Genomic DNA, 24,969 nt, shown 5'->3' on the forward strand with positions numbered 1-24,969 from the left:
AAACCTATTCTTAAACATTCAATTGTTTTTTTAAAATATTAACCCATGCCAAACTACTGGACTCACATTGATTGAGTACACGTTCAAAACCATCAGCACCGCCATAATAAGGATCAGGCAACGCTTGTTGTGGGTATTCAGGATCATGCTCACTCATTAAAGCTACTTTTGCACGAATTTGGTGTGCGCCAAATTGAGAAACGGCTCTTTGCAACACGTCATGAATATCTTCAAAATTTTGATGATCCATTGCCAAAATCAAATCAAACTCTAAAAAGTCTTGGGTTGAAAGTTGTCTTGCACGTAAAGATGATAAGTCATAGCCCCTTTTCTTGGCATGCAACTGACTACGCTGATCAGGTGATTTATTTGGATGATAATTACTCGTTCCAGCTGAATCGACAATGACATTGAGTTGATGCGCGTCACAATAATGTCTGAAAACCACCTCAGCCGTGGGAGAACGGCAAATATTTCCTAAACAGACACATAACACCTTATATTGTGTTTCCATTAGAAATTACTTCCAAACATTTGAATTACATAAAAATAAACAGGATCATGCACAATCTTAACAGACTATAAGTTTGTGAGAACCGAATTGACCATTGTGACTTGTTGCATTTTGTCAAAACTCACTTGGGTTGAAAAGGAAAATAATGTTTATCAATAGATTAAAAGTTGATAAATCAGGCGATAAATTAGCTAATCTTGTATTTTTTGTAGTAATTAAATAAAAATAAAGCCCTAATTTATAGGGCTTTACAAACATCACTTTGATGCAGTGATTAATTCAATCATTTCTTTCGTAGGCCTGAAGCTGCCTAATTGCCAATGTTCAGGAGGATGCTCATCAATTCTTATCCAAACATGTTCTCGAAAAGCAGGATTTCCCTTTCCTTCTATTTCCACAAATAAATCCGTTATTCGCTTGAAAAGCTCAGCCTTACTATCTTTATCTAGTAAACCTTCTATAGTTTGTATATTTATAAATGGCATAATGCTACCTGAATCAAAGCTAGGTCTAAATTATAGACTCATACTAATTGGAGCTCCCACTGATGTCAAATCAAATTATTCCACATCATAAATTTCCAGTAGATGTATGTGGGATCTTCAAAATTACAGAAATATTGAATGACAGATGGACGATCCTCTTGTTAAGAGAAGCCTTCTATGGGGTAACAAAATTTAATGATTTTTTAGAAAATACAGGCATATCAAAGCAAATTTTATCTAATCGTCTAAAGCACCTCATCCAATTAGAAATATTTGAACTGTCAATTTATAAAGAAGTTGGTGTGAGAGAGCGTAAAGAATACTTACTTACTAAAAAAGGCAAAAGTCTAAATATTGTTTTACTCGCCATGCTTGAATCTGGCGGTAATTTTATTGAAGCTGGTAAAGATGTGGTGAAAGTTTTTAATAAGAGTACTGATGATGAACTTAAATTAAAACTTGTTGATTCTTCTAATCAAGTTATAGATTTTAAGAATTTGGAACTTAAGCTCATTCATTGCAAAAAATAAATTTTTATAACTTAGCTACACAGATCATAAAGTCCTCAGCATGCTTTTATAGATAAATAAAAAAAGCCTACTCTTTCAAGTAGGCTTTCCCCTTATGACTTTTGCGCTGATCATTAAGGTTTATTGTTGTTTAAAGCAACGGAAGGATCTTACAGAAATACTTAAGAATAAAAAAGCTTATTTACTTAACTGAATGTAAGTACTCATAGGCTCCTTTTTCGTTACTCTCCAGTTTAATGACTGCATCTGTTTCATCATTTAGTGTCAGGTTAAATACTTTTTCACCATCATATGAAATTTGATGGCCCATACGAAACTCTGAATCAAGTGACTCAAGAATAATAAAATTTCCTTCATTGTTCGAAGCAATATAGTAAGTGTTGTTCCGATGAACATATCTAATTGTGTACATCACTATTTAAATTCCACCTAAAAATTATGTTTTTTCTTAATAATAAAAAGATCCTTTTTCCCTTCCCAATCAGAAAAGATCCTACCGAAAACTAAACCCTTCCTTATTAATTACTACCCCTGATCATTTAGTATTTTTCACCCTATACTATTAAATTGATATTACAGAAATACTTAATAATAAAAAACCCCGCCATTAGTCGATAGTTAGCGGGGTCTTTTGCGATTTAATTTTACTTTTATAAACTCATCTATCAGGGATATTTACTTCATTTCTGCAATAGAAAAATTATTTATTTTTGAAAAGCTTATCTGTCATAGTTCTATCAATTTTACTGCGATGCCCATTCTCAAAGTATCGATCAACATGGCATAGTTTTGTTTTAGTATCACAGAACACACCGTTTGAGAGCGTAAACGCTGAAGTATCAAAATCACCTTGAGAGAAGGCTTTATTCGCTTTATAAGTGCCTAAATATTTAGCTGTAAGCTTTTTAGAAACACCTTTTTTGTCAGCACAAATATATTTGTCACAAATTACACCTTTTGTAGGCGAATATACACTAGAACTGGTTTTCGCGATTGCTGCCGAGCTAAGCATCAAACACATACATCCCATAATACTGAGTAAAGTTTTAGAAATTTTCACTTTTTAGAACCGATAAAATTATAAATTGTTAAGGCATTATATAAATTAGAAGCTTGCCAGAAAATCTACAGAACCCTATAAATAACAAAAAGCCCACTTTTCGACGAGGGTTTAAATATTTTGGTAATCCTCACTTACATGTCGGACCCAACATTGCAAAAAAGTATTTATCTATGGGTGGCACAAGGCTTAAGAAAAGTCTAGTCACGTCAGAACTACTTTATTTTAAAGTTTCTTATGCTAACTTATTTAGAGATTGAATCTTATAGAGCCATTCAACAATAATGTTCAAAAATAAGGAAATAATGTATATGAGCCATTTTCAATTTCAAACTGTTCCAAATATCATCTCTGGCTTAGGCTCTATACAAGAATTACAAAATGTTTTGTCGTCAAAAGCTTACCGTAAGTTATTGCTAGTCACCGATGCAGGCATGGTTAAAAATCAATTACACCATCCCATCCTGCAAATTTTAGATACGCTCAATATTGAATATGTCATCTATGCCGATGTGCAAGCTGATCCCCCTGAACAAGTAGTACTAGATGCAGCCAATTACGCTAAACAGCAAAATGTTGATGCCATTATTGGTTTTGGTGGTGGTAGTTCTCTAGATGTTGCAAAAGTTATTGCTTTACTCGCCCACCCTAATCAGACCCAAAGTTTGCAAGAGATGTACGGCGTGAATCAGGTCACTACAGCTCGTCTTCCGCTTATTTTGATTCCTACTACAGCCGGTACAGGCTCAGAAGTAACGCCAATTTCAATTGTCACCACAGGTGAGACGACAAAGATGGGGATTGTCTCTCCAGTACTATACGCCGACACTGCGATTCTTGATGCTACTTTCACTCAAAATCTTCCAGCACATATTACTGCTGCAACAGGTATTGATGCGATGGTACATGCTATTGAGGCATATACCTCTAAACATAAAAAAAATATTTATACGGATATTTTAGCCAAGCATGCTTTGAAGTTGTTAAATCATAACCTACCAAAAGTTCTTAAAGATGGTAATGATTTAGAAGCACGTCAAAACATGCTGTTCGGTTCAATGCTCGCGGGTCAAGCCTTTGCAAACTCGCCCGTTGCTGCGGTACATGCTTTAGCTTATCCACTGGGTGGACATTTTCATTTGTCGCATGGTCATACCAACGCCCTAGTACTGGTTGAAGTATTAAAGTTTAATGCACCAAATGCAAAAAAATACTATGCAGAGCTTATGCAATGGCTTGATCCATATAGTAATGGCAGCACTGATGGCTTGTGTGATTTATTTATTGACCATATGCAGAACCATTTAGACCGTAGTGGTTTGACTTTAAGACTTAGTGATTTGGGTATTGATGAGTCCAGTTTACCTCGACTTGCTCAAGATGCCATGTTGCAAACCCGCTTACTACAAAATAACCCACGTGACATGACAGAAGCCGCTGCTTTGGCAATTTATCAGGCGATTCATTAATGACTAAACCAGTTTTTAAAACCCGTGATCAATTTAAGTTCTTTTTAGACATTCAAACGCGTTGGGCAGATAACGACATCTATGGTCATGTAAATAATGTGACTTACTATAGTTATTTTGATACAGCAGCCAATGCTTTATTGATTCAAAAAACAGGTTTTGATATTCATGAAGCAAAAGCAATTGGGTTAGTGGTCGATTCAGCTTGTAGTTTTCTTCAGGAATTGTCATTTCCAGAAATTATTCAAGTAGGTGTTGCGATTGGTAAAATCGGCACGACTTCATTGCGCTATGAATTAGCAATCTTTAAACAAGGTCAGAACCAAGCCTCAGCTCAAGGACATTTTGTGCATGTGTTTGTTGATCGAGAAACGCGTAAGACTGTGCCAATTTCCGAGACAGTTCGTGAGGTTTTAGAGAGTTATTTATTATAAAAAAATGAGGCAAAAAGAAAATACGTAGCTCTTTTTGCCTCGTCTTAACTTACATCATTGCAGGATCACTAAAGGAATCTTCACCCGTTTCGACTCGACCAGCAAAACGTCGGTAATAATATGGATCACTCTGACTGGTGATTTCAAAATCATACCAATGCCCTACATCAGCTAAAGCCCAATGTTGCTTAACAACCTGTCCCGCTTTTACGGTAAGTTGTAATGGCGCATCTTGTCGATATGCACAAGGTTTTACCGTCAATATCGCATCCTTAGTACCATCATTCATGAGTTCTACGTATACATCGCCATTGGCAATGTCATAGCACACTCGAATTTCAGGTTTAACGCCACTATCTGTAATACGTTGAGTATCCCCTTTGAAATGACGATGGTAGCCATTTGGGCCAAGTACCCATAGGTCATAACGGCCCAAGTTATCTTTTAAAGCGTCCCATTCATCATCTAAAGTTTTATTCGGCTCGACAATATAACGCTTAGGAATTCGGTCTAAGTTGAGCTTGTCATAAACATGGAAAACCGCTGCTTGCGTACCCGTATTAGAGAAAATCAATTGCACTTTGCCATCAGTATTACAGCGTGCGCTGGTGTGCAGTTCGTAAGGTAGTGCACGTGAAAGACGTATACCACTTTGCTGAATCGGTAACTTCGTATCCGTGGGTACAGGCACAGCTGGTAAAGCTTCTTGATTTTCTCTTAACTCATCTGCTTGCACACGTGTTTGTTTACCATTCAGCTGCGGTAAAATATCTGCATTTGGTGTTTTAAAGTTAAATGCACTAGTTAAATCACCACACACTGCACGGCGATATGGACTAATATTCGGCTCTTTCACACCGAAACGTTTTTCTAAAAACATGAGCACGGAAGTATGGTCAAACACTTGTGAGTTCACCCAACCACCACGACTCCATGGAGAAATCACATATAAAGGAACACGAGGACCCGGACCATAAACGCGTCCATCAGGTGTAGGCTGAGAATGGCTTCCTTCAGGTGCAGCATGATCGAAATATTCCTCCTGCATATCGGCACTACTTAATGTCGATTTACCCGCGTACTGGCCGTTTTTTAGTCGAGATGGCGCTGATGGTGATGGTACATGATCAAAGTAACCATCATTTTCATCGAAGTTGATAAGTAGCGCGGTTTTACTCCAAACCTCTGGCACGGCAGTTAAAGCATCAATAATTTCTTGAATAAACCATGCCCCTTGAACTGGGCTTGAAGGATCTGGATGTTCACAATAAATTGATGGTGCATTAATCCAAGAGACTTGAGGTAATTTACCTTCCCGAATGTCTCGTTTAAAAGCATCAAGATATTCTTCTGGTTTATTGCCCGGCAATGTATTTGCAATGCCCTTATAAAGTGGATTTTTGGCATTATCGGTCGCAGCATCATAGGCTTTATACGGTAGTTTTTGACCCGTATCCGCATACGGTTTGTTTGGTTCACCACCGCTTGCAACAGGATAGCCAGATGCAATATTAGCCTTTCTAAACGAACGAAATGCACCCAACATATTATCGCCCCATTCATCTGGCATATTTTGATAACAAATCCAACTTACTCCTGCTTCTTCTAAGCGCTCAGCGTAAGTCTTCCATGTATAACCACGGTCTGCCGTCGCTGGGTTACCATCAATCCAGTCCCACTCATTGTTTACAAATGAACGCTTGGTCGGTGTTGCACCATTTGTACCCGTTAAATGAAAAGAGCGGTTAGCATCTGTTCCAGTGTGCATAGAGCAATGGTAGGCATCACAAATCGTAAAAGCATTTGCAAGCGCAAACTGATATGGAATTTCTTTTTCTTTAAAATAACCCATGGATATATCAGTTTTATGAGCTGGCCAATTCGCCATACGCCCATTGTCCCAAGCCAGCTGACTGTCATCCCATGTGTGAGGCGTACCATCTGCACGCTGTGCATTATTGGCTGTACCATCTAAGTGAAAAGGCGTTAGAACTTGCCCATTACTTCTAAGCTGCTCCCAAACACGGCGGCCACTTGGCAGAGGAATTGTAAAACGATCAGCAAAACCTCGAACACCTTTTAACGTTCCAAAGTAGTGATCAAAAGATCGATTTTCCTGCATTAAAATAATAACGTGTTCGACATCCTGAATGGTGCCAGTTTTATTGTTTGCAGGAATTGCTAAAGCTTTTTGAATACTAGATGGGAAAGCTGCCAATGCCGCAGCACCAAAACCCATATTTAAAGAATAATTTAAAAATTTACGACGTGTAATCATGATCAGGTTCTTTTTATTATTTAAGTTTATGGAGCACAGCGCATTACAGGCTTTTTACCTGTTTCTGGTGTATTTGAATTATCATTTGATGAGTCGTTACAACCACTCAGCAGAATCGCGCCGATTAATAAAAAATATGAATATTTAAAACAATTTATTCCAGTGCATTGCCTTTTCATTGCTATGTACAATCCATTTAAAATCTAAAATGGCTAACATAGAAAAGTACAATGACAGTGACATGACCTAAATATTTCAATCCAGTGAAAAATATGAAAATTCTATTATTTTCATATTCTGCACCAGATCAAAACTCAGTTAAATTTAAGGCTTTAATTGAATATTTTGTAATTCGCCATCAAAAGTTTCTATGAGGCTCTTAATGACAGGTTGTTGCTGTAACAGCTCGGCTGCTCGGTGAAAGGCTTTTTCTTTACGCGCACTTTGAATGGTATATGGTGTAGATGTATTCAAAGCACCATATTCAACTGTAAATTGAGTATTCGGCCATTGCTCATTTAATGCATCAATAAGGCCTTGCTGTAACTGGGTCAGCATATTTTCATATTCTTGGGGAATATGGAAAATAGTATTGCCGCCAATTTCACCGGTCATTACACCATGTTGCGCAAGTTCTTGGACGGCTGGTGAAAGCTGGCTGTTTCTAAACCAGTATTCCCATTTTTCAAGTGTCCACTCACCTTCTAAAACTTGAGGAGCCAGCTTCAAGATATCTTGAGGCATCAACTGACCGTTATCAGTTGCACTAGGCTCTTTTACAACGGCAACTTTTTCTGTTTGAACCATTACTTCGGCTTGTACAAATGACTGTTGTTCAATAACAGTTTCAGAAGACAAATCAGGAGTTATAGGCGCATCTTGATCAAGGGAAAATTCAGCGCTAGATGTCTCAAACAAACCTTGAGGCTCAGCAGAAAAAGCTGGTTCTGGTTCAATTTGTTTTGCTTGGGTTTCTGCCTGAACTTGTACTAACTTTTGTTCTGGTACAGGAATGAAATCTTCTTCCAGAACACTAACAGTCTCTTGAACAACTGCTGACTCAAGCCCAATCAGCTCATGATGATTTGGATCAAATACCATTAAATCCTGATTAGACTGAGGTTCAGGTTCAGGTTCAGGTTCAGGTTCAGGTTCAGGTTCAGGTTCAGGTTCAGGTTCAGGTTCAGGTTCAGGTTCAACCATAGCGGGTTGACTAATAACTTCAACAGGCTGAACAGCACTTACAGGAGCAATATCTTGAACTTGTTGCTGTACTTGGTGATTCACCACTGCTTGTCCATTTTGTTGAACAGGCTCTGATACTAAAATTTCATTAGGCGCTAAAGGACGGAATGCCAATAAGCGTAAAACGCACATTTCAAAACCTTGCTCTTGCGTCACGGCAAGTTGCAAGTCTGAACGACCTTTACAAGCGATTTGGTAATAAAGCTGCAAATCTTGAGCAGAAATCAGCTTAGATAGTTGCATGATTTTGCGATTGATTTCATCGCTATATTTCAAACTCAAATCAGGTAGATATTGTAAAATTGCCAATTCATGCAATGTCGAAATCAACTGATCAAGCACAAGTGAAACATCTAACGCTTGATGTCTAAATTGCAATAAAAGCTGACTAACTTTCTCACGTTGGTTCTGATGAATCGCTAAAATCAAATCATAAATAATCGTACGGTCAATCAAGCCAAGCATTTCTTTAACATCTTGATGATGTACAGAACCTTGACCATAAGCAATCGCTTGGTCAGTTAAAGATAATGCATCACGTAATGAACCTTGAGCAGATTCAGCAATTTGCCAAATTGCATCCTGATCGGCATTAATTTGCTCTTTTTCAAGAATAGCACCAAGGTGCTTGGTAATTTCATCGACGGCTAAAGGTCGTAGCGTAAATTGCAAACAACGTGAAATAACCGTAATCGGTAGCTTTTGTGGGTCAGTCGTAGCAAACAGAAACTTAACGTGTTCTGGTGGTTCTTCTAGTGTTTTTAATAACGCATTAAAAGAATGCGTAGAAAGCATATGTACTTCGTCAATCAGGTAAACTTTAAAACGACCTTGCGTTGGCGCATAAGGAACGTTGTCTAAAAGTTCACGTGTATCTTCTACTTTTGTTCTTGAAGCAGCATCGATTTCAATCAGGTCAATAAAACGGCCTTCATTTACCGCTTTACACGTTGCACAGACTTCACATGGTGTAGAAGTCACACCCGTTTCGCAGTTCAAACACTTGGCTAAAATACGTGCAATTGTAGTTTTACCTACACCACGCGTTCCTGTAAATAAATAAGCATGGTGAAGACGACCGCGTTCCAATGCACTACTTAATGCACGAGAAACATGGTTTTGCCCCACTAACTCATTGAAATTACGTGGACGGTATTTTCTAGCAAGTACTTGATACATGTATGCTCCTTTTTACAGGCATAAGCATACTTTGTTTTTAAAAGAGTGTGAACGCATAAAGCTCATATCCGTACAGATAAACTGCGAACTGACTTCTTTTCTCTACCAGAACCATTTATTTGTCTAAGGATGATCATGATGAAGCTCTTGATCAGTTACACCTTCATCCATGGTTTGGACCAGCCCTACACCATCCTTAATTTCAGCCGAATAATTTCCTTTCTCGGTAAAAATCTGCATGATCGTATAATGGTCTTTTTGACTTTGAGTAATAGTAAAGAAATTCTGATTTGGATCGCCCTGATCAAATTTTCCAGTCCACCGAACAATATCTTGGTCAATAGGTTCGATCTCTACAATTTTCCCTGTGCGATTAATGCCATATTCCAACATTTGGAACTTAACAGTGTCGCCCACTTTTTTAAGTTCGATCACATTTGGATCATATTTAATGACCATACCTTTCGCATTTTTAAGTAGCGGAAAATTAATATTAGAAGGAAGCTGATCTTTTTCTATTTCATTAAAAACAACTTGTTGCCTAGACAACTTTTCCTTTTCTGATGAACTCAAATTCAGCATATTTTGACGAGAAAATTCACTCTGACTATCTGCCACTTTTGTCCCAGACTCTTGCTGACTTTCTAAAGGCGACGTTAAAGCAGAAGAGCTTTGCTGTGAAAACGCAAACCCGATTAAAACTGCTAACGCCACACAAGCGATAGCAGTTCCTATTAACAATTTATTTTTCTTCATTATTTACAGCTAAAATAGAGATTAGTTATATAGAGAAATTTTCTGCGCATTCAGGTTAATGACACTGACAGCATCAATCTTCCCTTCTTCACCTAAACGTACACCATATTTAGGGTTATACAGATACGGGCTAGAGTAAAAATTAATATTATTGCCACCCATTGTGGTGCTTCCTAACGGATGAGCAAAGCCTGAGCCAATATTGGTTGAACCATTATGGTACAGACCAAGATTGTGCCCGACTTCATGGCGCATAGCGGCAAAAGAACAACCTGCAATATCATTTGCACCAATCATATTATATGCAGAAGCATTGATCCAAGCCCAACCACAGCCACCGTCACCAGGTTCATTACCTTGATAATAAACACCGTCTGCCAATACACGTTTTCGCTCATTTTGTACCGTCGTGTCATCTCGTCCAGTCGAAATTGCTTCTTTTAAAGTAGTAGCAGGGATTTTATAAGTTAAATAGCCCACATCTCTTAAGTAAAAACGTGCATTCGAATTTTCAGCAGTTAAATTTGTTAAATTTACGCCTTCAATCATTCTAAGTTTTGCAGCGCTCTCACCTAAAATTGTATTTACTTCTGGACTAGAAACTAACAACATATCAATTGTATAACTATCTACTGTCCAGCCTTGAGCGGTGTAAATAAAACGGCGATTTTCACCATTTTTAATTGCAGTAGATAAGCCATTAGCGGCATTAATATAGGTGTCTGCCGACGCATTGGACACAATAACCACCTTATCCCCGACTTGAGCTTTAGCGGGTAGCTGCAAGGTTGGCTGCCAATTTGATGTAGACAGTTTCACCTTTAAAGTGGGCTGAGTCATATTCGGTAAAGTTGCAGGGATTGTTGCCGATGAATCAATCACCTTTGTTGGTGAAGAGATCAGCTGCCAATATCCTTTGTCGCTTACATACATAAACTCATATTGATCGCCTGTTTTAAGCGTTAAAGTCGCTTGGCTATTAATATTGGTATTATTAATTTTTGCAGACCAAGTCGCTGTAGACTTGATAATAATTCTATCTCGATCACTTGCGGTAGCAGGTAAAGTGAAATTGGAAACCCAATTTCCATCTCCAAATGAAACTTCGGTAAGTGGACTATTTACTGCTGCTAAAGATGTTCCGATTTGCTGAACATTTAGCTTCTGAGGTTTTATATATTCAGGAACCCATTTTCCTAAAGCAGAATAATATTTAAACCAATATTCAGAGCCATTTTTTAATGAGAAACTGCTTGGGAATAGTAAGTTTGTTTTATCAATGTCCGAACTTGCACTTGCTGTAGAAACAACTTGTACGGTTGTTCCATCACGTACATCACTCGGTAATGCTATGGTTTGTGCCCATTTGTCATTTTGAATAAGTACTTTTTGCATTGATGCAGTTGTTAATGGAACGACTTCATAGGTCGCACCATTAGTAGGACTCACTGTCGCTAACTGAGCGATCCATTTATTTTGACTACTATTAAAGATGAATTGGTAAACATCTCCACTATTTATCTTTAATACTTCTAACGGAATATTGGTATTAGAAGTATCTAAATAGCTACTATAGGCAGCACTAGAAAGAATTGTAATTTTGTCCAAATTATTAGCGCTTGTTGGTAAAGTAAGGTTTTTGACCCAATTCCCATTTGCTAGATTAAATTCTAAATCTGAATAACCGGATGGAATTGATCCACTATTATTATTCTGATTTGGTGAAAGTACAGTTGCGGCATATACAAGTGAAGACGCAACAATTGCTCCAATAATGAGTGATGTTTTTAATTTAAAATTCACAGCAGCCTCTTTTATTTGTTTTTAGATTTTTCGAATAGCAGGTTAGCAAACCATTTTTACGCAGTCAATTTCACAACAATTCATTTTTTATTAAATTTCAATTACATGACCACCGAATCATTTTGAAATAAAAATATGAACCTTTTTAAAGAATAGTTTGTTTATGAGAATTAAATAACCAATTTTTAATATGTAGAAAATATTAAAAAGATATTTAAGGATAAAAAGAAAGGTAGTCTCTCTTTTTATCCTTTAGTTTTAATTTACTTTCTTTGGAAAGCTAAACCAGACAAATACAGTTAAAAGGAAGAAACAAATGGCAGAGATTGTAAGCACCCAACTATGCGCATAGCTAAAAGCTTGCTGAGCAACTGCAATCAATTGCCCTCCCAAAGGGCTTTCAAGGTTAGAAGCTAATTGCATGGTTTCACCAATCGAGATACTCGCTTTTTCAATTAAGTTCGACGGAAGCTCTGCTGGTAAAATAATTGAGCGGCTATAAAACCAAGATAACATTAACCCGAAAATAGCGACGCCTAAACCAGCTCCAAGCTCATAGGCCATACCTTCAATCGCACCTGCTGCACTTGCCTTTTGAGGTGGGACGGATGACATAATGGCAGCAGTTGAAGCCAGTAAGGCAATCTCAATGCTAAAGCCTAAAAAGACCATACACGTCCACGCTAAAAAGTGATCAGTCGAAAAGTTAAGCTGGGCAAGCCCCCATAGACTAAATCCACTTATTAAAATACCAACAGTAGATACAAGTCTAAGTCCCCACTTATTCAAGCAAATACCAGCTAATGGACCACCTAAACTAATTGCAATCATGAATGGAATAATAAACATGGCTGCCTGTAAGGGAGAAAACCCATGCACAAACTGCAACTCTTGAGACAAGAGTAATTCGAACCCAACCAAAGCAATCATGGAAACCACCGCCATAACAATGCTGGTAGAAATGACTGGATGTTTAAATAACTCCAGATCAATCATTGGCGTGGTCGTTCTTTTTTGGCTTCGAATGAAATGTATTAATGTACTTATACCCACCACAAACATCACAACCGTGAGCACCGAAAAGTTATACATCGCCGATTTGATTGAATAGATGAGGCTTAAAATTGCCACGACTAAAATTAAAGCTTGCCCTAAGTTAATTGGCTGATCAGTTTTCTCTTGCTGTTTAGGAATGATCATCACGATCATAACCAGAACCACTAAAATAATCGGGATATTGATGAGGAATACAGCTCCCCAATGGAAATGTTCTAGTACAAAACCACCAACTAATGGGCCAAAAGCTGCTCCGCCACCACCCACTGTAGACCAAAGACCAAGTGCAAAATTTCTCTGCTTCTCTTCGGTAAAAGCATTACGAATGCCTGATAAAGTGGCAGGAATAAGCATCGCTGCCCCTAGACCTAAAACAGCACGCGAAGCAATTAAGGCATAAGCTGTTGGAGAAAAAGCCGCAGCTAAGGAACCGACTCCAAAAATTGCAGTTCCAATAAATAATAATTTTTTAAAGCCAATACGATCACCAAGTGCACCCATCGGCAAAATCAAACCCGCCATAATCAGTGAATAAATATCAATGACCCATAAAAGCTGATTGGCAGTTAAATTCAATGCTGCACTTAAAGATGGTGTTGCAACATGCATCACTGTTGCATCAATCGTAACTGGTAAATATATAAGGACGATAATTGTCAGGATTAACCATTTTTTTTGCATAACGCTCTTCAATATCCAAAACTTGGACATGTGTTCAAATCATGGTTATTATATACACAATTGGACACTTGTCCAACTTTTAGTTTTAATGTAATTTGTGTCGAATTCAGTCAGGTGAAAGAAACATGGCCTATCTTAATCGCGATCAACGCAGAGAAATGATTCTGCAAGCAGCCATGCAAGTTGCTTTGGCTGAAGGTTTTACAGCCATGACTGTACGCCGAATCGCAACAGAAGCACAAACCTCTACAGGACAAGTTCACCACCACTTTTCTTCGGCATCTCATTTAAAAGCTGAAGCTTTTTTAAAGCTCATGGAACAGCTTGATGAAATTGAACAAACTCTAAAAACCACTAGCCAGTTTCAAAGACTCTTCATTTTGTTAGGCGCAGAAAATATAGATAGACTTCAGCCCTACTTACGCTTATGGAATGAAGCTGAACTCTTGATTGAACAAGATGTTGAAATACGCAAGGCTTATAACCTTGCCATGCAGAATTGGCATCAAACAATTGTGCAAGCGATTGAATCTGGTAAAAAAGAAGGTGAATTTAAAAATATATCTAATTCAACAGACATAGCTTGGCGGCTCATTGCCTTTGTATGCGGATTAGAAGGTATTTATCAACTTGGTTTACACGGTTTAGCTGAAGAAGACTTTAAGCGCCATACCGAAGCAATTATTCGCCTAGAATTATTATAAATATAGAAGCTGACATTAATTAAAATACCAGCTTTACAACACTAAAATTAGAACCAGCCTTTACGGCCTTTTAAAATTTGGTCAGTGCAACGTAAGGCTTCTTGAGTCAGTCCCCACAAACGGTAATCACCCGTGATTGAACCAATTTGAAAATTATGAGTATAGGCAAAACTCAGGTCGCGCTCAGGATCGCACCACGCTCCTGAACCATTGTAACCAATATGTCCAAAGCCATTTTTAGCGCGTTTACCCATTGTAATAATGCGGTGATATCCTAAGCGCCAATTCATCGGAATTGGCATGACACGATCACGTGCATAACTTTGAATAGTACTGAGCTCTTTAAATATTTCTGGGCGAATAAGTTGCTGTCGATCCCATTCACCGTGATTTGCCAGCATCGCATAAATTTTAGCAAGACTATTTGCAGTAAACGTGCCGTTCGCCGCTGGAATGACTGCTTGCAACCCCTCGTCACTAAAGAAACTAAGATGTTTCATTCCTTTTGGAATCATGGCATCTTGAAAGTCTTGAGGGTCTTGTCCAGTCCAAGTAATCATTTTTTCAGAGAGTGAACTCTTGCGCGTCTGTGGCTTTTTAGGTTTTTCAACTTGAGTAGATGCTGGTTTTTCTGGTTTTGGTTGAATAATTAAACGTGCTACACGATCCAACTCATTTGCAGGCGTCCCAAAATAAGCGCCGTCTAACTGCAACGGTTCAACAAGATATTTTTGCATGAGCTGATCTAAAGATTGACCAGTTGCTTTTTCAAGTACACCACCGACAAGCCAACCAAATGTTAAAGCTTGATAAGCATTACCCTCTCCTGCAAGGAACCTTGGCTTAGTCGCTGCAACCACATCTAACATATGTGACCAGTCGAGCATTTCTCTCGCACTTTCGATAATATTTCGCACATCAAACATGCCACTTTGATGGCTTAGCACATGACGCAATGTCATTTGCTCTTTTCTATTTTGAGCAAACTCAGGCCAATAAGTCGCAATCGGTTTGTCGTATTCTAAAAAACATTCACTTACTAAAATATGCGCTAAAGTTGCAAGTATGCCCTTACCTGTAGAATAGCAAACTGCCAATGTGTCAGGTTGCCAAGCTTCGGTTTGTGATTTTAGACCAGTGTAGATATCTACAACTTTCTGGCCTCTAAAATAAACCGCTAATGCAGCTCCACCTTGTCCTGTTCTAGCATCTTGAAGACGGCTAAATTGGTGGGCTAAATCAATAAAACTTTCATCTAAAATACCGTGATAGTTATGGGTATCGGCCAGTAAAATTTCTTTAATCACATGAAGTTCCTTGCATTTTTTGTTATTTTGCTCAAAAACAGCCCAAACCTCTGTTCAGGCTGCTGATATTTTTATAATGCTTTTACTGTTCCTGCAACATGCGGTTTTTGAGATTTCGCATTACGAATCAAGAAATCAGTCTTTTTATCTGCATTGGCAGTTAAAAACTCAACTTTCGACGGTAAGAACATTGGTAGCTTAAACCATACATCTGCTTCATAAGCATTTGGTAATTCGAGGTTCGCTAGTGCTTTAGCTTTACTCCACATGCCATGTGCAATTGCTTGCTTAAAGCCAAATGCTTTTGCAGTAATGGCATGAATATGAATTAAGTTAAAATCACCAGACACTTTCGCATAACGGCGGCCTGTGTTTTCTAAAATATCCCACTCTGCCTTTGGAACATAAGCTGGTGCTTGTTCTTCTTTGGCTTTATCACCTACTCTTTTCTCGACTTTTTGACGAGATAAATAAGTCGTTAAGCCTTCCATCACTACTTCATTACCAACTTTTGCTGTGGTAATAAAGTCAAACTGAACACCTTTATCATGCGGTTTTAGTTCCCCAAATTTACATGACAAAGTTAATTTTTCAGTCACAGCAATTGGTCTGGTCTGTTTAATCTGGTTACGAATATGGACTAAACCTAAAATTGGAAATGGAAAGGCTTCTGCTGTCATCATGTGCATTTGCAAACTTTGAGAAAGCACAGCCAAATAAATTGCTGGTACAAAGCCATTATTTTGAAAGCCACATACTTCGTTATAAGCTTTAAGATGGCTTTGATCAATTTCTAAAGTATCTACCACATATTCAACTTGCGGTAATATTTTTGGACCTTTCGGCTTTTTAAAAATTAAACCTTGCACAACTTTTGGATAAGCCAATGCCGCTTTTGGTAGCTGGCTAAAATGACGAGTATTCATACCTAACCTTTTATAATTTATAGATTCTTGAATAAAAAAGGGATGCATAAGCACCCCTATTTCGCTAAAAGTGCTTAAGCGCCCAACAAGCTTTGACCGCACACGCGTACAACGTTGCCATTTACGCCTGTAGAAGCAGTTGATGCAAACCATGCAATCGTTTCTGCTACATCAACAGGTAAACCACCTTGTTGCATTGAGTTCATACGGCGACCAGCTTCACGAATTGCAAATGGAATCGCAGCAGTCATTTGAGTTTCGATAAAGCCAGGTGCTACTGCGTTAATGGTAATACCATTTTTTAAGATAGGCGCAGTAAATTTAACTAGACCAATTACACCAGCTTTTGAAGCAGCATAGTTGGTTTGACCAAGGTTACCAGCAATACCGCTAATTGATGATACACAAACAATACGGCCATTTGCATTTAGACCATCGTTTTCTAACAAGTAGTTATTTACGCGTTCAGCAGCAGACAAGTTAATATTAATGACCAAGTCCCAAAGCTCTGGCTTCATGTTTGCCAAAGTTTTGTCACGTGTAATACCTGCGTTATGAACAATAATATCTAAACCGCCTTGTTTTGCAGCAGCAGTTTTAATTTTTTCGCCCGCATCAGCAGCTGTAATGTCAATTGCCAATGTAGAACCGCCAATGTCAGCTGCTACACGGTCAAGGTCAGCTTGTTGTTGTGGTACGTCTAAACAAATAACATGCGCGCCGTCTCGAGCCAATACATGTGCAATTGCCTCACCAATACCACGGCTTGCACCAGTTACTAATGCAGTTTTTCCAGCAAGTGGTTTTGCCCAATCAACATCAACCACATCTGCTTTAGATACACGAATCACTTGACCAGATACATAAGCTGAACGTGGAGAAAGTAAGAAACGTAATGTTGATTCAAGGTTTGCAGCAGCACCTTCATCAACATAGACAACTTGAGCAGTAATACCCTTTTTAAATTCTTTACCTACAGATTTGATAAAGCCTTCAAGTGCACGCTGAGCGATTGCTTGTTTTACAGTTTTTGCAGTTTCAGGAGTTGTACCAATCACAATCACTCGACCAGAAGTCGCAACTTGACGTGCAATCGGGTTAAAGAATTTATAAAGTTCATTTAACTGTTCTGAGTTTTGAATACCAGATGCATCAAATACAACTGCTTTGAATTTTGATTCTTTATCGCCTGCATTGAATGGACGTAAATTTAAACCAACTTTTGCAGCTTCTTGTTGTAATGCAACATTATTGCCTACATAGCTGTCAGCATGAACATTGCTAAGTACTTGTGCAATCGCACCAGATAATACACTTGACGGCGCTGCGCCAACCAATACTGCACCATTCACTACTGGCTGAGCACTTTCAAAACGCTCTAATACAACTGGCGATGGTAAACCCAGATTTTTAACAACGAATTTACCAATAGGAGATTGTGTAAATGCTTGGTATTGATCAGTCATGATTATTATCTCTCAAAGAAATGAATTTTCTACGACAGGCTTCATTATGTTATGAGATGAATAGCAACAATATGAAAGCAGTCGTTCATTAGAGTTACTCCAAATCATACTTGACTTCATCTTTGGATGTCTTGACCTGAATGCTATCTACAATGTCATTCTAGTCAATACAGGTCTATTTGAATTGTGTTAAGGTAGCTTACAAGAATATCGTTATTATGCTTGGAAAAGCCTTATGAGCAAAACAACTCAAGAAAATCCAGCAGTCGAGAATTCTGCTCAGGAAAAAGTGTCAAATACATCAAAGTCGGCTTCTAACACGGCTAAGCGTAACAGCACTACTCCTAAAGCAGCAACTAATACATCAAAAACGACACGTACTCGTTCAACGACTGCACCTGCACGTAGCCCTCGCACCAAGAGCGCGGCTACAGCAACTACTTCTACATCTTCAAATGTAGCTGCAGCACCAAAAGCAACAAAAACCAAAACTTCTGTTCAACAGGATAAAACCATGAGCCAAAACACTGTTCGCCGCGTTGCAATTATTGGTGGCAACCGTATTCCATTTGCACGTTCAAATACTGCTTATTTCAAAGCGTCAAATTCTGACATGCTGACAGCAGCATTGAATGGTTTGGTTGAACGCTTTAACTTACAAGGTAAGCGTATTGGTGAAGTCGTTGCTGGTGCTGTTTTAAAACACAGCCGTGACTTTAATATGACTCGTGAAGTTGTATTAAGCACAGATCTTGCTCCTGAAACCCCTGCTTATGACATTCAAATTGCTTGTGGTACAGGTTTACAAGCAGCTTTTGTTGTTGCAAACAAAATTGCACTTGGTCAAATCGATGTAGGTATTGCTGGTGGCGTAGACACCACTTCTGACGCGCCGATTGCTGTAGGTGATGGCTTACGTAAAGTTTTACTTGAACTCAATGTAGCTAAAACGGGTAAAGACCGTCTTAAAGCTTTAACAAAAATTGATTTTAAAAAGCTTCTTGATGCACCAAGCAATGGTGAACCACGTACTGGCCTTTCAATGGGTGAGCACCAAGCCATCACTGCTTTAGAATGGGGTATCACTCGCGAAGCACAAGATGAGTTAGCTGCTAGCAGCCATCAAAAACTTGCTGCTGCTTATGAACGTGGTTTCTTTGATGACTTAATGACTCCATTCTTAGGTCTTAACCGTGACAACAACTTACGCGCAGACAGCACAGTTGAAAAACTTGCTAAATTGAAGCCAGTTTTCGGTAAAGGCGAAACTGCGACAATGACAGCAGGTAACTCAACTCCGTTGACTGATGGCGCTTCTGTGGTATTGCTTGCTTCTGAAGAATGGGCAAAAGAAAACGGTCATGAAGTTTTAGCTTACCTTTCTTTCTCTGAGACAGCAGCTGTTGACTTTATTGGTAAGAACGGTCCTAAAGAAGGTTTGTTAATGGCCCCTGCTTATGCGGTGCCTCGCATGCTTAAGCGTGCAAACCTTAAACTTCAAGACTTCGATTTCTACGAAATTCATGAAGCATTTGCATCTCAAGTGTTGTCTACTTTGAAAGCTTGGGAAGATGAAAAATTCTGTAAAGAACGTCTTGATTTAGATGCACCTTTAGGTTCAATTGACCGTTCTAAACTGAACGTAAATGGTTCATCTTTAGGTGCAGGCCATCCATTTGCTGCAACTGGTGGTCGTATCTTAGCAACTGCTGCTAAATTGATTAATCAAAAAGGTTCAGGCCGCGCTTTAATCTCGATCTGTACAGCAGGTGGTGAAGGTGTGGTTGCGATTGTAGAAAAATAATTTCTATTTATCGACCTAATAAAATAAGCACCCATTTGGGTGCTTATTTTCATTTCAGTATATTGGCTTAATGAAGTGATGCAGCTTTTGCATCTGGGAAAAATTTATCTTCAATATGGTCATAGCACCACTGGAAAATAAAGGTATAAACCAAAATACATAAGGTTAAGCCAATATCTAAAATAAATGCATCAATAACAGTCATCTGCATCATATAGGCAATCATCGGTACAGTTGCAATCAGCAAACCACCTTCAAAACCAATCGCATGTAAAATCCGTACAGGGATCGTTCTTTCCCAATTATATTTATGCTCTACTTTTTCAAAATAGTGGTTAAAAATCATATTCCAAAAAACTGAAACCACTGCCATAAACACACCGAGTGTACCGGTTACATCCATTGGCATATCAAAAATAAAACTTAATGCAATCGCAATGATGACCAATAAAATTCCTTCATAACTGATTGCATGAATGAGTCTTCTCTTGGAAATCAACATTTTTAAATACTCAATAATAACTTGGATAATGTGCATTTTATTTTTATAATATTGATTAATCCAATCATGTTCTTTCAGTTTTTTTGACAGATGAATATTAATCAAGAACAACTACTCATGTTTCAAGCCGTGATTGAAACCGGCTCTTTTTCTGCAGCAGCGCGTAAACTTGGCAAAGTTCCTTCGGCTGTAAGCATGTCTATTGCCAACTTAGAAATTGATCTGGACTTAACTTTATTTGATCGTAAAGGCCGTGAACCCATCCCTACTGACGAAGCACGGGTGTTATACGAAAAAACATCTCAGCTTTTAATTGAGATGAATCAATGGAAACAACATGCTCACGCGTTAAGTACAGGTTTGGAAGCCAATTTAACTCTTGTGATTGTCTCTGAACTTTTACACACCAATTGGACCGACTATATTTGTCTTTTAGAAAGTCGTTTTCCAGACTTACAAATTAATATTGTGTCTGCTCCTCAAGAAGATGCACTTCAAATGTTATTAGATGGCTCTGCCCAACTTGCACTGATGTTTGAACGCGAACACCTAGATAACAGAGAACAATTTGTAGAACTTAAACGTGAGGCTTTAATTCCGGTTATTTCAAATAGCCATCCCCTCGCAAGCCAAAATCAAGTTTCTTATGAACAAATTCTTACTACACGACAAATTGTAGTTGCAAGCCGAGATGAAACTTTAAAACCTGAATTGCTATTTTCGAAACATTATTGGCGTACAGACAACCACCACTCTGCTTGTTTAATGATTTTACGCAATCTAGGTTGGGGTGTTCTTCCTCAAGAAATGTTCAAAGAAAACCCTGAATTAAAAAATAAACTTAAAGTATTGGATTTATTAGATTTCACTCCCCGATTTGAATATTATGTCGACTTGGTATGGAGTCGAGAAAGTGAACTCGGTGCGGCTGCTAGATTTTTGATTGAACATATCCGTAAGCAACGAATGCAACCACTGCCTTAAAAATATTTCAAATTAGATGCAGAACCTAAACGTTTTTCTTTGAAATATAACAATTGATATATCGACAGCATGAATAGACTTTGTGCTATAAAGAAAACATAAGATTTATTACTGAAGATGTTGAATATCAATGACTCATACAGCACTTGACCAATTAAAAACATTAACGACCGTTGTTGCCGACAGTAGTGACCTTGATGCAATTCGTAAATTCCGTCCATTAGACGCGACGACTAATCCTTCATTGATTACGGCAGCAGCAGAACAACCAGAAAGTAAAGAGCTCATTGAAGATGCTTATTATCAAGCCAAAGAAGAAGGCTATAGCAACGATGAGTTAATCGAAAGAACCATTGATATTTTAACCGTAAAATTTGGCGTAGAAATTTTAAAACTGATTGAAGGTCGTGTTTCGACAGAAGTTGATGCTGCACTTTCATATGACACTGAAGCGACCATTAAAAAAGCGCATGAATTATGTGAACTTTACAAAGGTTACGGTATTGATCAGTCACGTATTCTTATTAAAATTGCATCGACTTGGGAAGGTATTCAAGCTGCCAAAGTGCTCGAAGCTGAAGGAATTGCTTGTAACCTCACTCTCCTTTTCGGTTTACATCAAGCCCAAGCGTGTGCAGATGCAAAAGTGACTTTAATCTCACCGTTTGTAGGCCGTATTTTAGATTGGTACAAAAAAGCTGAAGGTGTAGACGCTTACCCAATCGAAAAAGATCCAGGTGTCGTTTCAGTTAAGAAAATCTACACTTACTACAAGCAGCAAAATATTCCAACTCAAGTGATGGGTGCGAGCTTCCGTAGTATTGATCAAGTGCTTGGGCTAGCTGGATGTGATTTGCTAACCATCTCGCCAAGCTTACTTACCCAGCTTGAGCAAGATACTCGTACAGTCGATGCAGCACTTGATGCAACTCAAGCAAAACAAGCAGAAGCGATTGTTAGACCAGCTCAAGATGAACAAAGTTTTAAAGATGAACTTAACCATGACTTAATGGCATTCCAGCTTTTACAAGGTGGTGTTGATGGCTTTATTAAAGCACGTGACCAATTAAGCCTTTTGTTACGTCAGTCTTTTGGAATTGATGCGGAAATAAAATCTTAAAAAACTGCACTTTTCATACAAAATTGCCGATTTTTGTTATCATGATAAAAATCGGTTTTTTATTGGGTTTCTCGTGTTCGGCATAACAGATTTAACAACATATATTATTGGTACATTCCTAATTGTGTTATTGCCAGGACCCAATTCTCTTTATGTGATGTCAATCGCTTCGCGCTACGGGATTAAAACCGGATATATGGGTGCATTCGGTATTTTCACCGGTGACCTTATTTTAATGCTATGTACAGTACTCGGAGCTGCTTCTCTACTTAAGGCATTCCCATGGGTATTTGTCATTCTTAAATTAACAGGTGCACTTTATTTATCTTATTTAGGCTTTAAACTGTTACAAGGCAGTATTCAACGCTGGAAACAACGCAATCAAACTCAACCAGAAATGGCTGATTTACCTGCTTTAGATAAAGTTCATCCTTATAAAACAGCACTCAGTATTAGTTTACTCAACCCTAAAGCGATTTTATTTTTCCTCTCTTTCTTTGTTCAATTTGTTGAACCAGATTATGCTTATCCTGCTCTGAGCTTTTTAATTTTAGCAATTATTTTACAGATCATTAGCTTTAGTTATTTAACTGCATTAATCTTCTCTGGAATTAAGCTCTCGGCATTTTTTAAAGAGAACCATAAAATTGCAGCAAGCGGAATCTTTTTAGTCGGAATTCTATTTTTTGGATTTGGTTTAAAACTAGCAACCTCTACGATTTAATTATTTTAAACTAATAACTTTTGTATTAGAAAGTTAAAACATCATGAACTGCTAAAAGTCCAGCATGCCATCTGTTTTAACTTCATTAAGTACAAAAAAAGTTCTGACTTGTCTTACTCCGGGTAAGGCAATAATCTTTTCACTATGAAATCGGTTAAACGCTGCTAAATCTTTAACACGAATTTTTAGAAAATAATCGACTTCTCCCGCCACCAGATAACACTCTAAAACATTTTCCAAATCACCCGAGGCTTGTTCAAATGCTTGAAAGCTGTCAGGGGTTGAACGGTCCAAAACTACACCAACTAACACCACTGTACCACGTTGAACCGTATTAGGATTGATCCGAGCACGGACATCCAAGATTGCTCCAATCTTAAAAAGACGCTGAGTATGATTCCAACAAGATGATGTACTAATACCTACAAGTTTTGCCAATTCAGCATTACTTAAACGCCCATTTTCCTGTAAGGCACGCATAATTTTCAGTTCTAGTGGTGTTAAATTTTCAGCTTTCTCGTCCATAAAATAATATTCTTTATTCATTGTTATTTATGGAACGAATGATAGCATTATTTAAGAATTTAAAAATATTATTTATTTTTTAACCCAAAAATAGAAAGCACCTTCTTAAAAAAAATTGTTAAATTCACCCCAACTAGAAGCAATGGCAGAAGCCTATTAATTTTTCTTGGATTTAGAACACATATCATGCAAAAAATTCTTCAAGATTTTTCAATTCCAGCAGTATTTGCTGGTTTTATTACCTTTCTCATTGGTATTAGTGTTTCGGCCGTTTTAGTGATTCAGGCGGCTCAAGCTTTAGGTGCTTCACCTGAACAAATCACTTCATGGTTTTGGGCTTTGGGTTTGGGTATTGGCTTATCAGGACTCATTCTTTCTTGGAAATTTAAATATCCTGTAGCGACGGCGTGGTCAACCGCTGGTCTTGCTTTAATTATGGCAACAGGTAGTGGATATAGTTTAAATGAAGCGATTGGTGCTTTCTTAGTTGGTGGTTTATTAACAGCTATTTTAGGCTTTTCAGGTATTTTTCAAAAAGCGCTGTCATACATTCCTCAAAGTTTAACAAGTGCCATGCTGGCAGGCGTCCTACTCAAATTTGGTATTTCACTTTTCGCAAGTTTACAAAATGATTGGGCATTCGTTTTATCGTTACTTAGCATTTATGTCATTACAAAAAGATTATGGCCGCGTTATAGCATTGTATTTACCGTAATTGCAGGTATTGCCCTGTGTCCTGTCTTTTTAGAATTTCATATACCTACAATTCAGTGGTCTTTAGCAAAACCTGTTTGGATTAGTCCTGACTTTAGCTGGTCAGCACTTTTGGGCTTAGCACTGCCACTGTTTGTGATTAGTATGGCTTCTCAATATTTACCGGGTATTGCCATGATCAAAAGTTATGGCTACAAACCACACGTGAATCAACTCATTGGCTGGACAGGTTTAACCCAAGTTGTGCTTGCACCATTTGGCTGTTATAGCGTCAATATTGCTGCGATTAGTGCTGCCGTAAGCTTAGACGACCAAGTTCATCCTGACCCAAGCAAACGCTATATTGCAGGTATAAGCTGTGGTTTTTTCTACATCTTAATGGGTTTGTTTGCTGCAACACTCACAAGTTTATTGATGTCTTTCCCCCATATTTTTATTGTCGCTTTGGCTGGTATTGCATTACTTGGTACGATCAGCCACAACATTGCGATTGCTTTTGCTCAAATTGAAGAACGTGAAGCTGCATTATTTACCTTTTTATGTAGCGCTTCGGGTATTCAATTCTTCGGGATCGGCTCAGCATTTTGGGGATTGGTGGTCGGAATTATTGTATTTGTTGTGCTCAAATTTAAAGCCCAAAAAAGCTAATAAAAAAAACGTTCATAGCTCTCTATTTTCAATGCTATGAACGCTTTTTAGTATG

23 protein-coding genes are annotated in these 24,969 nt (G+C 38.1%); 9 read left to right on the top strand and 14 right to left on the bottom strand.

All coding sequences use genetic code 11. The features are described 5' to 3' along the window. Positions 1-10: 10 nt before the first annotated feature. Positions 11-514: a low molecular weight protein-tyrosine-phosphatase gene (locus tag RMA94_RS15660; RefSeq protein WP_002115216.1), complete on the bottom strand. Its 504-nt coding sequence runs from the start codon at positions 512-514 to the stop codon at positions 11-13. Between the two features lie 257 nt (positions 515-771). Then, positions 772-999, bottom strand: coding sequence for a 4-oxalocrotonate tautomerase family protein (locus RMA94_RS15665; protein ID WP_005073831.1), 228 nt, complete (start codon positions 997-999; stop codon positions 772-774). Between the two features lie 62 nt (positions 1,000-1,061). Between RMA94_RS15665 and RMA94_RS15670 the strand changes: the two genes are divergently transcribed. After that, positions 1,062-1,529, top strand: coding sequence for a helix-turn-helix domain-containing protein (locus RMA94_RS15670; RefSeq protein WP_311083723.1), 468 nt, complete (start codon positions 1,062-1,064; stop codon positions 1,527-1,529). A gap of 181 nt (positions 1,530-1,710) precedes the next feature. Here RMA94_RS15670 and RMA94_RS15675 read toward each other — a convergent pair whose 3' ends face one another. After that, positions 1,711-1,941, bottom strand: coding sequence for a hypothetical protein (locus tag RMA94_RS15675; RefSeq protein ID WP_005068773.1), 231 nt, complete (start codon positions 1,939-1,941; stop codon positions 1,711-1,713). A 288-nt stretch (positions 1,942-2,229) separates the two neighbouring features. Further along, positions 2,230-2,559: a YcgJ family protein gene (locus tag RMA94_RS15680; RefSeq protein WP_311084042.1), complete on the bottom strand. Its 330-nt coding sequence runs from the start codon at positions 2,557-2,559 to the stop codon at positions 2,230-2,232. 341 nt (positions 2,560-2,900) lie between these two features. On the opposite strand from RMA94_RS15680, the gene RMA94_RS15685 reads away from it, so the two are divergent. Continuing rightward, positions 2,901-4,058 carry an iron-containing alcohol dehydrogenase gene (locus tag RMA94_RS15685; RefSeq protein WP_311083724.1) on the top strand — a complete coding sequence of 386 codons (1,158 nt, stop codon included), beginning with the start codon at positions 2,901-2,903 and terminating at the stop codon, positions 4,056-4,058. Continuing rightward, positions 4,058-4,492 (top strand): thioesterase family protein, encoded by a 435-nt coding sequence (locus RMA94_RS15690; RefSeq protein WP_311083725.1) that lies wholly within the window; start codon positions 4,058-4,060, stop codon positions 4,490-4,492. The genes RMA94_RS15685 and RMA94_RS15690 overlap by 1 nt, the downstream gene beginning before the upstream one ends. A 49-nt stretch (positions 4,493-4,541) precedes the next feature. On the opposite strand, the gene RMA94_RS15695 is transcribed toward RMA94_RS15690, so the two are convergent. The 5 genes from RMA94_RS15695 to amvA all read right to left on the bottom strand — a co-directional run bounded on the left by RMA94_RS15695 (position 4,542) and on the right by amvA (position 13,490). Next, positions 4,542-6,770, bottom strand: coding sequence for a phosphocholine-specific phospholipase C (locus RMA94_RS15695; RefSeq protein WP_311083726.1), 2,229 nt, complete (start codon positions 6,768-6,770; stop codon positions 4,542-4,544). 324 nt (positions 6,771-7,094) lie between these two features. Then, on the bottom strand, positions 7,095-9,194 hold the full coding sequence (locus RMA94_RS15700) for a DNA polymerase III subunit gamma/tau (RefSeq protein ID WP_311083727.1): 2,100 nt from the start codon (positions 9,192-9,194) through the stop codon (positions 7,095-7,097). 123 nt (positions 9,195-9,317) lie between these two features. Then, positions 9,318-9,950 carry a metalloprotease secretion chaperone CpaB gene (gene cpaB / locus RMA94_RS15705; RefSeq protein ID WP_311083728.1) on the bottom strand — a complete coding sequence of 211 codons (633 nt, stop codon included), beginning with the start codon at positions 9,948-9,950 and terminating at the stop codon, positions 9,318-9,320. Between the two features lie 21 nt (positions 9,951-9,971). Then, on the bottom strand, positions 9,972-11,753 hold the full coding sequence (gene cpaA, locus RMA94_RS15710; RefSeq protein ID WP_311083729.1) for a metalloendopeptidase CpaA: 1,782 nt from the start codon (positions 11,751-11,753) through the stop codon (positions 9,972-9,974). Between the two features lie 258 nt (positions 11,754-12,011). Further along, a complete protein-coding gene (amvA, locus tag RMA94_RS15715) occupies positions 12,012-13,490 on the bottom strand; it encodes a multidrug efflux MFS transporter AmvA (RefSeq protein WP_311083730.1) in 1,479 nt (492 codons plus the stop codon). 125 nt (positions 13,491-13,615) lie between these two features. On the opposite strand from amvA, the gene RMA94_RS15720 reads away from it, so the two are divergent. Then, the gene (locus RMA94_RS15720) at positions 13,616-14,194 is read left to right on the top strand and encodes a TetR family transcriptional regulator (protein ID WP_107880880.1); all 579 of its coding nucleotides are present in this window, start codon (positions 13,616-13,618) and stop codon (positions 14,192-14,194) included. Positions 14,195-14,241: 47 nt separating this feature from the next. Here RMA94_RS15720 and RMA94_RS15725 read toward each other — a convergent pair whose 3' ends face one another. The 3 genes from RMA94_RS15725 to RMA94_RS15735 all read right to left on the bottom strand — a co-directional run bounded on the left by RMA94_RS15725 (position 14,242) and on the right by RMA94_RS15735 (position 17,893). Then, positions 14,242-15,501 (bottom strand): serine hydrolase domain-containing protein, encoded by a 1,260-nt coding sequence (locus RMA94_RS15725; RefSeq protein ID WP_311083731.1) that lies wholly within the window; start codon positions 15,499-15,501, stop codon positions 14,242-14,244. Between the two features lie 71 nt (positions 15,502-15,572). Next, entirely contained in the window at positions 15,573-16,427 is an 855-nt protein-coding gene (locus RMA94_RS15730; RefSeq protein WP_311083732.1) for a MaoC/PaaZ C-terminal domain-containing protein, read from the bottom strand. Between the two features lie 74 nt (positions 16,428-16,501). Then, positions 16,502-17,893, bottom strand: coding sequence for a 3-oxoacyl-ACP reductase (locus RMA94_RS15735; RefSeq protein ID WP_311083733.1), 1,392 nt, complete (start codon positions 17,891-17,893; stop codon positions 16,502-16,504). Between the two features lie 235 nt (positions 17,894-18,128). On the opposite strand from RMA94_RS15735, the gene RMA94_RS15740 reads away from it, so the two are divergent. After that, complete coding sequence (locus tag RMA94_RS15740; protein ID WP_311083734.1) at positions 18,129-19,697, top strand: acetyl-CoA C-acetyltransferase; 1,569 nt, start codon at positions 18,129-18,131, stop codon at positions 19,695-19,697. A gap of 67 nt (positions 19,698-19,764) precedes the next feature. Here the strand turns inward: RMA94_RS15740 and aceI are convergent, their stop codons facing one another. After that, positions 19,765-20,199, bottom strand: a complete 435-nt coding sequence (gene aceI, locus RMA94_RS15745) for a chlorhexidine efflux PACE transporter AceI (RefSeq protein ID WP_311083735.1) — start codon at positions 20,197-20,199, stop codon at positions 19,765-19,767. Positions 20,200-20,289: 90 nt separating this feature from the next. Here aceI and RMA94_RS15750 point away from each other — a divergent pair, with 90 nt between their 5' ends. The 3 genes from RMA94_RS15750 (at position 20,290) to leuE (ending at position 23,027) form a co-directional block, all read left to right on the top strand. Then, a complete protein-coding gene (locus tag RMA94_RS15750) occupies positions 20,290-21,183 on the top strand; it encodes a LysR family transcriptional regulator (RefSeq protein ID WP_202744451.1) in 894 nt (297 codons plus the stop codon). A 130-nt stretch (positions 21,184-21,313) separates the two neighbouring features. Continuing rightward, entirely contained in the window at positions 21,314-22,303 is a 990-nt protein-coding gene (gene tal / locus RMA94_RS15755) for a transaldolase (protein WP_057077042.1), read from the top strand. A 73-nt stretch (positions 22,304-22,376) separates the two neighbouring features. Continuing rightward, positions 22,377-23,027 (top strand): leucine efflux protein LeuE, encoded by a 651-nt coding sequence (leuE, locus tag RMA94_RS15760; protein ID WP_016803130.1) that lies wholly within the window; start codon positions 22,377-22,379, stop codon positions 23,025-23,027. Between the two features lie 51 nt (positions 23,028-23,078). On the opposite strand, the gene RMA94_RS15765 is transcribed toward leuE, so the two are convergent. After that, the gene (locus RMA94_RS15765) at positions 23,079-23,552 is read right to left on the bottom strand and encodes an Lrp/AsnC family transcriptional regulator (protein ID WP_002115169.1); all 474 of its coding nucleotides are present in this window, start codon (positions 23,550-23,552) and stop codon (positions 23,079-23,081) included. A 186-nt stretch (positions 23,553-23,738) separates the two neighbouring features. Between RMA94_RS15765 and RMA94_RS15770 the strand changes: the two genes are divergently transcribed. Next, positions 23,739-24,914: a benzoate/H(+) symporter BenE family transporter gene (locus RMA94_RS15770; RefSeq protein ID WP_311083736.1), complete on the top strand. Its 1,176-nt coding sequence runs from the start codon at positions 23,739-23,741 to the stop codon at positions 24,912-24,914. Positions 24,915-24,969: the final 55 nt, after the last annotated feature.

It is taken from the genome of Acinetobacter sp. V115_6 (genome assembly GCF_031799025.1).
Taxonomy (GTDB): Bacteria; Pseudomonadota; Gammaproteobacteria; order Pseudomonadales; family Moraxellaceae; genus Acinetobacter; species Acinetobacter pittii.